Raw genomic sequence first — 13,542 nt, forward strand, 5'->3', positions numbered from 1 at the left:
CCGTTTCTCCCAGAACAAAGCTTGGATTCTCACCTCCCCGAGAAACCGTAGCTACGGCCCAGTCATGGATCGGGCGGTCACCGTGCTTGCAGTGCGCCGGTATTCCTTCCCCTCCCAATCAGTGCGCCAATCCCTTCCTGGAGGCACCATGGCCAAAAAAGATACGTTCCGCGTGGTCACACGCGGTAAAGACGGTTCGTTGCTCATTCGCGATTACCCGACCTGTGATCCCTTGCTGCAATCACACTTGCAAATCGGTGTTGACGATTGCAGCACCGATCTTGCACTTCGCGGCTTGCCCGTGTTCCGCGGGCTGATCGGGCCGATGCCAGAAGGCAAACACATCGTGCGTTATGAGACGCCCGAAGTGTTCGAAGCATTGACGAAAGAGTGGATGAACGCGAAGCCACGCAAGCGTCGTCGTCGCACGAGTGCTCAGATCGCCGCAGACAACGCTGCTGCAGCCGCCGCTGAAATGGCGAGCGTTTGAGTATCGAGAATCGATACGCGAGCCGGCGAAGCGGTATGCAAAGTGGGATAGGCTTCCATCCTGTCGACATTGCAATGACAGGCTGGGAGTCTATCCCACTGCTGCAAGCGTCGCGTCACTCGGCTCGACGCGAGCGGCGTTGTCGTTCGTAACGAACTCGGCATCCGACCGGTGCGGTTTCAGCAACCCGCACTGGTTTCCCTGCCAGCACCGCATCCAACGCGTCGGCGAGGTATGTCGTTTCGACTTTCACGCCATCTGGGCTGTCGTCCATCGCGCCCATGTACGCGACTTTGTGTTTGGAGTCGATCACAAAGAAGCATGGTGTGTAGATCGCGCCAAAATCCCTGGCGATCTGCTGCGACTCGTCGTACAGATATTGAAAGGGAAACTTCTTTTCTGCCGCTTTTTCTTTCATCGCATCGAGCGAGTCCTCCGGGACCTTGTTCACATTGATCGCTACGACAGCGACTCCCTGATCGGAATATTTTTTTGTCAACGCAATCAATCGGTCTTCCGCGTCCACCGCGTAGGGGCAACTGTTGCAGGTAAACACCACCACCGTCGCTTTGGCGTCCTCCAACTCGCTGGACGAATGAGACTGCCCGTCCACTCCCGGCAAATCCGTCCAGTGAGGCGCCGCATCACCGATGTCCAGCGTCGAGTTGTACTTGCCAGCTAGCGTGGTGCAGGCAAACAGGGCGATCGAAATGCCGATGAGGAGACGTTGGGTCATGGTGGGGTGCTCGTCGTGAATCGGAAAGTTTCAATTGATGGCTCCCCTCACCCTCAAATCCTGGCGAGGCTATGCGAGTCAGGATTTGGGGTAACGGGGAGTCATGGGTTTCGGTAACTTAATCAAGACGATCGAATCGCATAGCGGCTCAACGATCCGTTGACGCACCAGGTGTGACGATCGTCTTTCGCTTCTCTACAGGGTACCACTCCTCGATTTGTTTCGCCAAACGAGCGACCACGTCGGGATTCTCCTTGGCCAAGTTCGTTTCCTCTGACGGATCGTCGATCAAGTTGAACAGTTGTGGTCCCTTTTCATCACGTGGATGAGTCGACTTGTACCGGTTGACTTCGCCGTCGTAGGTTAGCAGCAGTTTCCATGGTCCGGAGATTGCCCAGCGGTACAGCAACGACGCCTCGGGGTCTTCGATGTCGGCGATGTCGTGCGCGAAGCCTTCGCCGTAAATCGTGTCGCGCGAAATCTTTTCACCGCTGGTCAAGTTTGGCATCAGATTCAGACCGGGCAGGTCTTTGGGGATCTCAGATCCGGTTGCTGCGAGCATTGTGGGGACGATGTCGATGCTGGAGGTCAGTTCCGGGCGTTCTCCTGCGGGGATGACGCCGGGCAATCGATACATGATCGGTGTTCGGATGCCGCCTTCGTACGGCGTCTGCTTGGAGCGTGGTGCGTACTTGGGGGACTCGGGATCTTGGATCCATCCATTGTCGGTCACGTAGACGACGAGTGTGTTGTCGCGGAATCCTTTGTCGTCGATCATGCCCAGCAGCTCGCCACAGGTTTCGTCGAACCATTCGCACATCGCGTAGTAGCGAGCCACCGTGATCGGATGCTTGTCGGTGTATTTGTCCAACAAACGTTGCGGCGGATTGTGTGGGGAGTGAGGTAGGAAGGGAGCGTACCAGACGAAAAACGGTTTTTTGGATTCGTGTGCCAAGTCGAGGAACTCTTCGACCGGCTGCATGGATTCTCGTCCGATCTTGAGTCCGTCGTCGCCGTGTCGGCCACCTGGCTTGGGGAATCCGCGTGTCATGCCGTGGGTGAAACCGCAGTTCTGATAGCTGCCTTCCCAAAGTTTTCCGCTCTGATGACTGAGGTATCCACGTTGTCCCAAGATTTCTGGAACGGTGTCGAAGCGGTCGAGATAGGAAATGAGTTGAGCACAGCGTTGGTTGTAAAGTTCCGATCCACGCTCGGCGTACTTGGGCGATGGATCATTACCCGTCACGCCGTGCGTCGATGCGTAATGTCCGGTCAGAAGCGTGACCAAGGAAGGTCGACAGAGCGCGGTGGGGACGTAGCCGCGTCGAAACACTGCGCTTTCAGATGCCAATTGATCCAAGTTCGGCGTCTTGATGTCGGGATGGCCCATGAACCCGTAGTCAGTCCAGGCTTGGTCATCCGAAATGATCATGACGACGTTGACGGGATCGGCGGCGCGTGAGGGAGGGCACGCCAAGCAGAATCCGGCCAATGCGGCCAGCACAATGAGGAAACGCGTTTGTAGTCTAAACATGCGAGATTGGTGCATCATGGATGGGAAGGGCTGAATCGTTGGGAAGAGTTGTTTTTGGCAGCGGTCGATTGCTTCCATTAGAATCAGCAGCCCAGACACAATCCACCGCCCTGTTGGAAACCGGTTTTCATTGAAACCATCGCGACCGGTTTTTGCATTCGTTTTACAGGTTATTCCATGCGACACACCAAGATGACGACCCACTCGCTGCGGATTTTTCTTGCCGTCCTGGCACTAACGTGCTTGCACTGGCGTTCTGGTGCGGTTGCAGCCGAGCGACCGAATGTGGTGATGATCCTGGCGGATGACTTGGGCTACGGCGACTTGAGCAGTTACGGTGCGACGGACTTGAGGTCGCCCCACGTGGATCGTTTGGTCTCGGACGGATTGCGATTCTCGAACTTCTATGCCAACTGCCCGGTGTGTTCTCCTACCCGAGCGTCGTTGATGACAGGTCGCTTTCCCGAAATGGTCGGTGTGCCCGGCGTCATTCGGACGCACGCAGACAATAGCTGGGGCTACCTCTCGCCCGATGCGGTGACGTTGCCCACCGTTCTGAAAAAGGCTGGATACCACACCGCGATCGTGGGTAAGTGGCATCTTGGATTAGAGTCACCCCATCGTCCGAACGACCGTGGGTTTGATCTGTTTCGCGGTTATCTCGGCGACATGATGGACGATTACTACAACCATCGTCGTCACGGCATCAACTACATGCGTCATAACGCGGACGAGATTGACCCGTCGGGACACGCGACGGATTTGTTCACTCAGTGGTCGTGCGACTATTTGAAGGAGCGCGCCGAAAACGAACAGCCGTTCTTTTTGTACCTTGCGTATAATGCGCCGCACACGCCGATCCAACCGCCGGAAGATTGGTTGGCGAAAGTCAAAACGCGTGAGCCGGGGATCAGTGACCGACGTGCCAAACTGGTGGCCTTGATCGAGCACATGGATGACGGTGTGGGGCAGGTCATGTCGACGTTGCGTGAAACAGGACTTGCGGAGAATACACTGGTGATCTTTTCATCCGACAACGGTGGACAACTGGATGTCGGAGCCAACAACGGGGCGACTCGAGATGGCAAGCAGAGCATGTACGAAGGCGGCTTGCGTGTGCCGACATGTGCCGTGTGGCCGGGCAAGATCCAACCCGGCAGTCAAACGGGTCGCCCCGGTATCACGATGGACTTGTTCGCCACCATTTGCGACGCCGCTGACGTGGAAATCGAAAATACGATCGACGGGATCTCTTTGCTGCCCACGTTGTTGGGCGAACCACAAGAAACCGATCAACGCGGTTTCTTTTTTCATCGACGTGAAGGCGGGCAACGCTATGGCGGTTTGATCATCAACGCGGTACGCAAAGGGTCGTGGAAACTGTTGCAGAATAGTCCGTTTCAGCCCCAGGAATTGTACAACGTTGAAACGGACCCCTTGGAGCAAGAGGACGTTGCAAAAAAGAACCGCGGAAAGTTCAACGAACTGTCCGCGGAATTGCGAGTTCAGGTCCAACGAGGTGGCACGGTTCCGTGGCAAAAGCCTGAGAAGTGATACCTCACAAACGTTTGACCCGCAGCCGAAGGCGTAGGTGACGCTGCCAAACGGATTGAACCGCAGAGTCAGATGCCGCTTCCGCCTGCGTTTACCGGTCAAACAGGGTCGCGTCGGTACTACTACTACTTCATCTTGACGCGGCAGAGATAGCTGTCGGCGGTGAGGTACAAGTAGGTTTGATCGGTGTCGAAGGTGCAGTTGCTGGTTCGCTCGCCGGTGATCAGACGTCCCAATAGCTGACCGGAGGGCGACATCACGTAGATCCCGCCGGGGCCACTTGCGAACAAGGTGCCGTCTTTGGCGACCACCAGGCCGTCGGGGAGCCCCGGGAACTCTCGCATGTATTTCCTGGCGTTGAGCAGTTCCTTGCCCGCGCCGAGTTTTCCATTTTCCTGAATCGGGAACGACATCCAAATCGGATTGCCCGGATCACTTTGGGCGACGTACAAGGTTTTTTCATCCGGCGACAATCCGATCCCGTTGGGGCGTGTCATTTGGGTGGTCAGCAAGTCCAATGTGCCGTCTTTGTTCAAGCGATAAACGCCGCAGAAATCCAGTTCACGACGCGGATCGTCTGCTCGCTCGGGCAGGCCGTAAATCGGATCGGTGAAATACACCGAACCGTCTTTGGAGAACACGAGGTCATTGGGGCTGTTCAAGCGTTTGCCCTGGTAGTTGTCGACCAGCGTCCGCTTGCCGCCGCCATGAGTCAGCACGGAAACGCGTCGATCGCCGTGTTCGCACATTGCCAGTTGTCCATCGGGATCCAACGTCAAGCCGTTGCTGCCGGGTTCCAATCCGTAGTACGTCGTGCCGGTGTAGCCGCTGGGAGAAAGGAACAGTGAGATGCCGCCCGACTGGTTTTCACGCTCGGCGGGTGACCAGCGAAAGATGCTGTTTCGCGGAATGTCGGAAAACAGCAAATGCCCGCCACGATCATCCGCGACCCACACGGGACCTTCCGTCCAAGTGAAGCCGCCGGCAAGTACTTCGATCTTTGCGTCTGAGCCAACCAGTTGATCAAAGGCATCGTCGAGCTTTTCGATTCGCCCGATATGTTTGGGCGTTTGAGCGGACACGATGGAAACGAAAGCGGCGAGAGCCAGGAATAGCGAGTATCTCATGGGAGGGATTACCTTGGTGGGGAACGTCCGGGCAAAGTCAAACGGCCAGCATTGTAATTGGATTGGGGTGGGCAATGGTCCACGTAGCCCGAGACGTGGAACGTCGAACGACAATTGTCGCTCGATTTTCCAAATCGATAGCGTGCCCCGGTAAGCGTTTGCCGTATCCAAACGCTTTCTTGCGCAGACGGCCCCCTCCCTCGCATTCGCCTCAGCGGCTCTGCTCGACCTCCCCCAAGTTCCTTGGGGGAGGTGACGGTGTGTGTTGCGGATCGATGCGGTTGGTGGCGTTCGTTTTCGACTTGGAAAGTCGAACGACAATTGTCGCTCGACTTTCCAAGTCGATAGCGCGACCTCTCCGCCGACAAGTCGGGGGAGAGGTGCTGGGGTGGCCGTTTAGCGCTGGCGTGCAGCGTAAACCGCTGGGCAATTGTCCGAGACGAACCGGGGTGAATAGCGTCTTGTAAGAAACGCTGCTACGTGAGTTTGTGGCTGCTACCTGGGTTTGCTCATCATCAGTCGGTAGTTGCCACTGCCGAGCAGGTCGTCCACACGTTGACGCATTTCGGGGGTGATTTCAACGCGGAACTTGTCGGATTTCAGGTGGACCGTTTCTCCGCCGTTGAGCTGCATGCTGAAAAGTAGTTCTTTGCTGCCGGGATATCCACGTAGGATTTCTCGTAGGCGATTGACGGTTTCACCGTTGTGCTCTGCCTCGTCCAAGCAGATTCGCATTCCGTGCGTGTAGCGGTTGTCGAGTTCGGAAAGTGGGATCAATTCATCGATCACCAGGTTGGCTTCGTCGCCGCCACCGCGTCGATCCACCTTGCCTTTGGCCAAGACCACCGCGTCGGGTTGAACGTGATCGCCTGCGGTCACAAAACCTTTGGGCCAAACGATGCAACGGATCGCACCCTGCATGTCTTCCAAGTCAAAGTTCGCGTATTTGGATGGTTGACCGGGTTTAGGGTTTTTGGTGTGTGCGATCTTGATCGAGCTGATCATGCCACCCATGATGACTTCGCCACGATCCTTGACATCCGTCAACTGGTCCGTCGTGTGGGTGCGAAAGGTGGAGAGTTTCGGTTCGAATTCGGCCAGCGGGTGGCTATCGAGGTAGTACCCCAGGACTTCTTTCTCGTAGGCCAGCTTTTCACGATCGGGCCATTCCTCCATGTCGGGCATGGGAACGGCTTGCTTGGTCTCATTCACATCTTCGGCTTCTTCGAACGCTCCGAACAAGCTGGTTTGGCCGCTCTTCTTGTCGGCTTGGATTTTCGCGCCGGCTTGAACGGCGCGTTCGATCATCGCCACCAGTTGGCTTCGTTTGGCGCCAAAGCTGTCCATCGCACCGGCTTTGATCAGCGTCTCGATGGCGGACTTGTTGCATGCGCTGGGGTCAACGCGTTCGCAGAAATCAAAGATATTCTTGAAGGGGCCATTCTTTTTGCGCTCGGCTTCGATCGTGACCGCGGTGGAACCGCCGCAGCCTTTGATGGCCGAGAGAGCAAAGAAAATCTTGCCATCGGCGACCGAGAAGTTGGCTTCGCTGGTGTTCACATCTGGAGCGACGACATCGATGCCCATTCGGTCGCAATCCTCCATGTGCTCGACCAAGGCGTCCTTGCGTTTGAAGTTGCGACCGTCGATATCGCTGGACAGCAATGCCGCCATGAACTCGACCGGATAGTGTGCTTTCAAATAGGCGGTTTGAAACGCGACGAGCGCGTACGCGGTCGAGTGTGACTTGTTGAAACCGTAACCGGCAAACTTGACGATCAGGTTCCAAATGTCCTCGGCGTCCTTCTTTGCCAGTCCGTTTTCGACGGCGCCGGCGATGAAGATCTCTTGGTTCTGATTGATCAGCGATTCTTTCTTCTTGCTGATCGCCTTGATGCACGTGTACGCTTTGGCCAGCGGCACGCCGCCCAAGCGGTTGAGGATCCGCATGACCTGTTCTTGGTAAACCATCACGCTGTTGGTTTCTTCCAAGATCTCTTTGAGCACCGGGTGCTTGTACTCGGGCTGTTGACGTCCGTGTTTGATGTTCACGTAGTCATCGACCATGCCGCCTTCCAACGGCCCTGGCCGATACAACGCGGCGGTAGCGATGATGTCGTTGAACCGGTCAGGCTTCATCCGTTGCAGCAAGTCACGGATGCCGCCCGATTCCAACTGGAACACGCCCTTGGTTTCGCCACGTTGCAGCAAAGCGTAGGAGGCTTTGTCGTCCAGTGGAAATTTCAGCGGATCGACTTTCTTGCCAGTCGTCTGTTCGATCAGTTGAACACTGCGGCTGAGCATGGTGAGGTTGCGAAGTCCGAGGAAGTCCATTTTCAGCAGACCGCTGGCTTCGACGTCGCCCATCGACCATTGCGTGATGACTTCCTGTTTGCCCGGCACACGTGTCAGAGGAACGTATTCCGAGAGCGGCTTGTCGGCGATCACGACGGCGGCGGCGTGGGTACCGACGTTTCGGGCTAGGCCTTCGATTTTCATCGCCAAGTTCAACAGCTCACGGACTTCCGGATCGCCGTCGTAGGTTTGTTTCAGATCGGCGCTCTTGTCCAGGGCCTTTTTGATCGTGATCTTCAGCTCGTCGGGGACCATCTCAGTGATCTGGTTGACGCGGGAGAGCGGCAGACCGAGCGCTCGTCCGGTGTCTTTGATCGCGGCCCGTGCGGCGAGTGTTCCAAACGTGCCGATCTGGCAAACGTTGTCGTTTCCGTAGCGTTCTTTGACGTACTCGATGACTTCGACCCGACGTTCTTTTTCAAAGTCGATATCGATATCGGGCGGCTCGGTTCGGCTTTCGTCCAGGAACCGTTCGAACAACAAGTCGTATCGCAGCGGGCACACGTGGGAGAGGTACAACGCATAGCAAACAATCGCGCCGACGCCGCTACCCCGGGCCGTTGCGGAGATGCCTTTGTTGCGTGCGTGGATGACGAAGTCCCAAACGATCAAGAAGTACGTCGGGTAATTCAGTTTCTCGATCACAGCGAGTTCGCGATCGAGTCTCGCCATGACTTCATCGGACAATTTGCCATCGATGATCCGTTCATCATCGCCCTCGTATCGCTCCAGCAACCCTTCGATGCACAGTTGTCGCAAATAGTCGATCGGCTTGAGTTCGTCGGGGCATTCGAAATGTGGGAAGTAGTACTTGCCCAATTGCAGGTCGATGTCGACCGTGTTGGCGATCTCTTGGCTACGAGCGCAGGCGTCCTCCATGCCGACGAAATTCTCGTACATCTGATCGGGACTGCGGAGAAAGAACTGATCGTTCTCCATTTTCATTCGCGACGTGTCCGTGCGAAAGCGTCCCGTGTTGATGCACAGCATGATGTCCTGTGCTTCCGCGTCCGATTGATCCACGTAGTGACAGTCGCTTGTCGCGACCAAGGGCAACCCCATTTTGTTGGCGATGTCGACTGCGCCTTCCAACTGCATGCGTTGGATATCCAGTCCGTTGTTCATCACTTCGATGAAATATCGATCGCCAAACACTCGGTGGAACCAACCGGCGATATCACGTGCTTCCTTTTCATGCTCGGAGACGTCCGTGCCCTTCATCACCGCGCGGCTGAACTCGCTGCTGACGCAGCCGGAGAGGCAAATGATGCCTTCGTTAAACGTCTCCAGGATTTCTTTGTCGATCCGCGGCTTGAAATAGAATCCCTCCAGCGAAGCTGCGCTGGCGAGTTTGATCAGGTTTTTGAAACCGGTTCGATTTTTCGCCAGCAGGGTCAAGTGATAACTGGCATCTTTGCTGCTCGATGCGCCGCCCTTTTCGAAACGGCTGCCCGGCGCGATGTAGGCTTCGTAACCGATGATCGGATTGATCCCCGCGTCCTTGGCGGCTCGGTAAAACTCCAACGCCCCGTGCAGGTTGCCGTGGTCGGTCAACGCCAGCGAGTTCATCCCGTGATCGACCGCGCGTCCGACCAGTTTCTTGATATCGCCGGCACCGTCCAACAAGCTGTAGTGGCTGTGGCAATGCAAGTGGACAAAGGGGCGTGCGATTGCGGATGTTTCGGCCGATAAATCCTGACCGGGTGTGATGATTTGGGACATCGTGTTGGAATCCAGTTCGTTGCGATAGTCGGTGGAACGCAGAATCACCAACCTAACGCAGTTGGGAGACGGATGTCAGGCACTTGATTTTCAAATTCCAATGCGGTAGTCGGCGGCCTGGATTGGGTCTGCTTGTCCGCCCTGCAAACGACGCGTCAGGAATATTTTCACGAGGGGCAAAATCCCCGGCTGATAGAATTCGGGACCACCGTGTCGACGTGCCCTTTTACATTGACTGTCCAACCACTTCATTTCATTGGGAACATTGTATGCCATCCGCATCCAGCGTCACGTTCAGTCGATTTGCCAGCGGGGTCACGACGGAATCGGCGTTCGACGTCTTGGCGGTGGCCAAGAAACTGATTTCCCAGGGCAAGGATGTGTTCGAATTAGAGATCGGTGACAGCCCATTTCCGTCGTCGCCGTCGGCCATTCCGGCGGCAAAGGCGGCAATGGATGCGGGGGAGTGCAGGTACGCACCGTCGGCGGGATTGCCCGAGTTGAGGGCGGCGGCGGCCAAGTACATGGCCGATGAGTACGGCGTGCAGGTCACGGCGGAAAACGTTGTGGTCGGGCCGGGGGCGAAGAATTTCGAGCAACTGTTCATGGAGTGTTTCGTCGATCCTGGCGACGGTGTGCTTGTTTTCACTCCACACTTTCCCACCTATCCGCCCAACATCGCGCGTCGCGGTGCGAGGATGGTGACGGCGGTTCTGAGCGAAGAAAACCAGTTTCGTCCGCAGATGCGCGATGTGAAACGGTTTCTCGCATCGGACCCGAGCCCGAAAGCGATCGTACTGAACACACCGAACAATCCCACCGGTGGCGTGGCGACACGTGATGACTTGGTTGCACTGGCCGAATTGGTCCGCGGACGCGACATCGCGATCTTCAGTGACGAGCCCTACGACCGCATGGTGTGGACCGGAAAACACGAGACACCGATCGCTTTGCCCGGAATGTTGGATCAGTGTGTGTCGGCGTACACGATGAGTAAATCGTACAGCATGAGCGGCTGGCGTCTCGGTTTTGCCGTCAGCAGCCAGCGTAACATTCAGATGTTGGGCAAGCTCACGAACACATCGATTTCTTGTGTCTCTCCGTTCACTCAACGCGCCGGCATCGCCGTTTTGGAGCATGACCACGATTCTCGTGAAAACAGAATGCGGCAATTTCACGACCGATTGGTCAAACTGGTTGAGCAGCTCAACGCGATCGATGGCGTCCGCTGCCTGATGCCCGCCGGTGCGTTTTACGCGTTTGCCAACGTCAGCGAGATCTGTCGGGTCAACAAGATCAGGTCGCAAGGTTTGGCGATGTACCTGCTGGAAGAGGCTGATCCGAAGACCGGCGTGGCATGTCTGGGCGGTGAATGTTTCGGCGAGGCGGGGCAAGGTTTCCTGAGGCTCAGCGTTGCCGAGCCGCCCGATCGCTTAGAGTCGGCGGCCAAGTTCATGCAGCAGGCGTTCGCGCACGGTGATCGAATTGCGGGCTATTTGGCGAAAAATCCGCAGTATCGCTTGTGAGCGACACCTGACCCGAACCGGGGTCGCTTCGCTATATTCCAGACTTTGCTGAAAAGATCATCGGAACAAGTCGAAAGAAGGATGGACGATGGCGAAATGGATCCGCGTCAACGACGCACGTAAAGAATCAAGCTTGAGCGAAGCCGCGGGGGAATCCGTGGAGATCCGTGGATGGGTGCGGACGCGGCGTGACAGCAAGGGCGGATTCAGTTTCATCGAAGTCAACGATGGGAGTTCGATGGGCAACTTGCAAGTCGTCGCTCCTGCCGAATTGGAAAACTACGCCGACGAAATTCAAAAGCTGACTGCGGGCTGTAGCCTCGTCGCGGTCGGTAAACTGGAGGCTTCTCCGGCCAAAGGTCAGGCCACCGAGATGCATGCGACGGAGATTCGCGTGCTGGGATGGGCCGATCCGGAAACCTACCCGCTGCAAAAGAAACGGCATTCGTTCGAGAAGCTTCGCGAATGGGCGCACTTGCGTACCCGCACGAACACGCTCGGAGCCGTGATGCGAGTCCGCGACCAGATCAGCCAGTCGATCCACCGTTTCTTTCACGAGAACGGTTTCTACTACATCAACACGCCGATCATCACCGCCAGCGATTGCGAAGGCGCCGGTGAGATGTTTCGCGTCACCACACTGGATCTAGAGCGGTTGGCCAAGTCCGGCGGTCCGGTGAATTACTCGCACGACTTTTTTGGCAAGCCGACGTTCTTAACCGTCAGCGGACAACTCGAAGGCGAAACGTACGCGACATCACTTGGTCGCGTTTACACGTTTGGTCCGACGTTCCGCGCCGAAAATAGCAACACCAGCAGGCACTTGGCCGAGTTTTGGATGGTGGAACCCGAGGCGGCGTTCTTTGACCTGGCCGACAACATGTCGTTGGCGGAAGCGTTCTTGAAACGCGTGTTCTCGGATTGTTTGGAGCACTGCGACGAAGACATGCAGTTTTTTGACTCCATGATCGAAAAGGGCAAGCTTGATCAAATCCGAGGCGTGATCGAAAAGCCGTTTGCCCACATGACGTACACCGAAGCGATCGAGGTCTTGACCAGTTGCGGTGAAAAATTTGAGTATCCGATCCAGTGGGGCACGGACTTGCAAGCCGAACATGAACGGTATCTGACCGAAAAGCATGTCGGTGGACCGCTGATCTTGACCGATTATCCCTCCACCATCAAACCGTTCTACATGCGGGTCAGTGACGATGGCAAAACGGTTGCGGCGATGGACGTTTTGGTTCCCGGAGTGGGTGAAATCATCGGCGGCAGCCAGCGTGAAGAGCGACTGGATGTTTTGGAAGGCCGGATGGCAGAGCATGAGTTGAACCCGGATGACTACTGGTGGTACGTCGATCTGCGACGCTACGGCAGCGTTCCCCATGCCGGTTTCGGACTGGGGTTGGAGCGTGCGGTACAGTACGTCACTGGAATGGCGAACATACGTGACGTCATTCCCTTTCCCCGAACACCCGGCAACGCAGAGTTTTAATCGCGATGACAAAACGAATCTTGATCCTGGTCGGCGACATCTACGAAGACCTCGAGTTGTGGTATCCGAAACTGCGACTGATCGAAGCCGGCATGTCGGTCACGGTCGCCGGGCCGGAGGCCGGTGTGAAGTACGACGGCAAGAACGGCTATCCCTGTGTCTCGGACACGCGGATCGATGCCATGTCCGAGAGCGATTTCGACGGCTTGGTGGTCCCGGGAGGATTCATGCCCGACAAACTGCGCCGCGATCCGGTGGTGTTGGATTTGGTGCGTGCATTTGATGCCGCCAAGAAACCCATCGCGGCGATCTGTCATGGCGGATGGATCCCGATTTCCGCTGGCGTTTATCGCGACGTTCGCGTCACGGGTTCGCCGGGGATCAAGGATGACTTGATCAATGCGGGAGGGATTTACAGCGACGAAGCCGTGGTGGTGGACGGGCACCATGTGTCCAGTCGCCGTCCGGACGATTTACCGGACTTTTGCCGAGCTCTGATTGGCGTGTTGAATGCGTGAATTTCGAATTCTTTTGACAGCATGACCTGACGTGTCACCGGGCAGGCGATCATACCTCCGGACACGCAAGTCACCGACCCGCACGACTTGCCGACGTCCGCTGACCATGCTGACCCTTATGGAGACGAAATCATGAAATCTTTGCTGCGACGCGCCATGTTGGACTCGGAAAACTACGTCATCGAAATGGAATATTCCGATTCCAAGGGCAACCGTACGCGTCGTTTCGTCAGCCCGATTCGGTTTGTCGGCGACTACCGTTTTCTGGGGCTGTGCCTGTGCCGCGAAGAGCCTCGTCAGTTCCAACTGTCGCGATGCGAAAACGTGCGATTGATCCCGGCGGTGGAAGTCATGATGCCGATGCCGATGGCGGAACTGCCCGCGAAAGAAACGAGTCGCGAATTCAACGAGCAATCCGTGCTGGCGCCTGCGATGTCGGGAGCCGCACTTTCGGGTGCAATGATGGGCGAGTGTCTGGTATGAGA

At 56.5% G+C, this 13,542-nt stretch carries 10 protein-coding genes; 6 read left to right on the forward strand and 4 right to left on the reverse strand.

Going from position 1 to position 13,542, the window contains the following annotated elements; genetic code table 11:
• The first annotated feature begins 148 nt into the window (after positions 1–148).
• Positions 149–490 (forward strand): hypothetical protein, encoded by a 342-nt coding sequence (locus tag Pla52nx_RS10990; protein ID WP_146517915.1) that lies wholly within the window; start codon positions 149–151, stop codon positions 488–490.
• A 115-nt stretch (positions 491–605) separates the two neighbouring features.
• On the opposite strand, the gene Pla52nx_RS10995 is transcribed toward Pla52nx_RS10990, so the two are convergent.
• Together Pla52nx_RS10995 and Pla52nx_RS11000 are read right to left on the reverse strand one after the other, a co-directional pair.
• Positions 606–1,226 (reverse strand): thioredoxin family protein, encoded by a 621-nt coding sequence (locus Pla52nx_RS10995; RefSeq protein ID WP_146517914.1) that lies wholly within the window; start codon positions 1,224–1,226, stop codon positions 606–608.
• Between the two features lie 148 nt (positions 1,227–1,374).
• Positions 1,375–2,760: a sulfatase family protein gene (locus Pla52nx_RS11000; RefSeq protein ID WP_146517913.1), complete on the reverse strand. Its 1,386-nt coding sequence runs from the start codon at positions 2,758–2,760 to the stop codon at positions 1,375–1,377.
• Between the two features lie 177 nt (positions 2,761–2,937).
• Here Pla52nx_RS11000 and Pla52nx_RS11005 point away from each other — a divergent pair, with 177 nt between their 5' ends.
• Positions 2,938–4,314 carry a sulfatase-like hydrolase/transferase gene (locus Pla52nx_RS11005; RefSeq protein ID WP_231741590.1) on the forward strand — a complete coding sequence of 459 codons (1,377 nt, stop codon included), beginning with the start codon at positions 2,938–2,940 and terminating at the stop codon, positions 4,312–4,314.
• A 125-nt stretch (positions 4,315–4,439) separates the two neighbouring features.
• On the opposite strand, the gene Pla52nx_RS11010 is transcribed toward Pla52nx_RS11005, so the two are convergent.
• Both Pla52nx_RS11010 and dnaE read right to left on the reverse strand, forming a co-directional pair.
• Positions 4,440–5,441, reverse strand: a complete 1,002-nt coding sequence (locus tag Pla52nx_RS11010) for an SMP-30/gluconolactonase/LRE family protein (RefSeq protein ID WP_146517912.1) — start codon at positions 5,439–5,441, stop codon at positions 4,440–4,442.
• Positions 5,442–5,936: 495 nt separating this feature from the next.
• The gene (gene dnaE, locus Pla52nx_RS11015; protein ID WP_146518625.1) at positions 5,937–9,518 is read right to left on the reverse strand and encodes a DNA polymerase III subunit alpha; all 3,582 of its coding nucleotides are present in this window, start codon (positions 9,516–9,518) and stop codon (positions 5,937–5,939) included.
• 269 nt (positions 9,519–9,787) lie between these two features.
• Here dnaE and Pla52nx_RS11020 point away from each other — a divergent pair, with 269 nt between their 5' ends.
• The 4 genes from Pla52nx_RS11020 (at position 9,788) to Pla52nx_RS11035 (ending at position 13,540) form a co-directional block, all read left to right on the forward strand.
• Positions 9,788–11,044 carry a pyridoxal phosphate-dependent aminotransferase gene (locus Pla52nx_RS11020; protein ID WP_146517911.1) on the forward strand — a complete coding sequence of 419 codons (1,257 nt, stop codon included), beginning with the start codon at positions 9,788–9,790 and terminating at the stop codon, positions 11,042–11,044.
• Between the two features lie 88 nt (positions 11,045–11,132).
• The gene (asnS, locus tag Pla52nx_RS11025) at positions 11,133–12,539 is read left to right on the forward strand and encodes an asparagine--tRNA ligase (RefSeq protein WP_146517910.1); all 1,407 of its coding nucleotides are present in this window, start codon (positions 11,133–11,135) and stop codon (positions 12,537–12,539) included.
• A gap of 5 nt (positions 12,540–12,544) precedes the next feature.
• Positions 12,545–13,057, forward strand: coding sequence for a type 1 glutamine amidotransferase domain-containing protein (locus tag Pla52nx_RS11030; protein ID WP_146517909.1), 513 nt, complete (start codon positions 12,545–12,547; stop codon positions 13,055–13,057).
• A gap of 132 nt (positions 13,058–13,189) precedes the next feature.
• Complete coding sequence (locus tag Pla52nx_RS11035) at positions 13,190–13,540, forward strand: hypothetical protein (RefSeq protein ID WP_197454176.1); 351 nt, start codon at positions 13,190–13,192, stop codon at positions 13,538–13,540.
• Positions 13,541–13,542 lie beyond the last annotated feature (2 nt).

Source organism: Stieleria varia (assembly GCF_038443385.1).
GTDB lineage: Bacteria > Planctomycetota > Planctomycetia > Pirellulales > Pirellulaceae > Stieleria > Stieleria varia.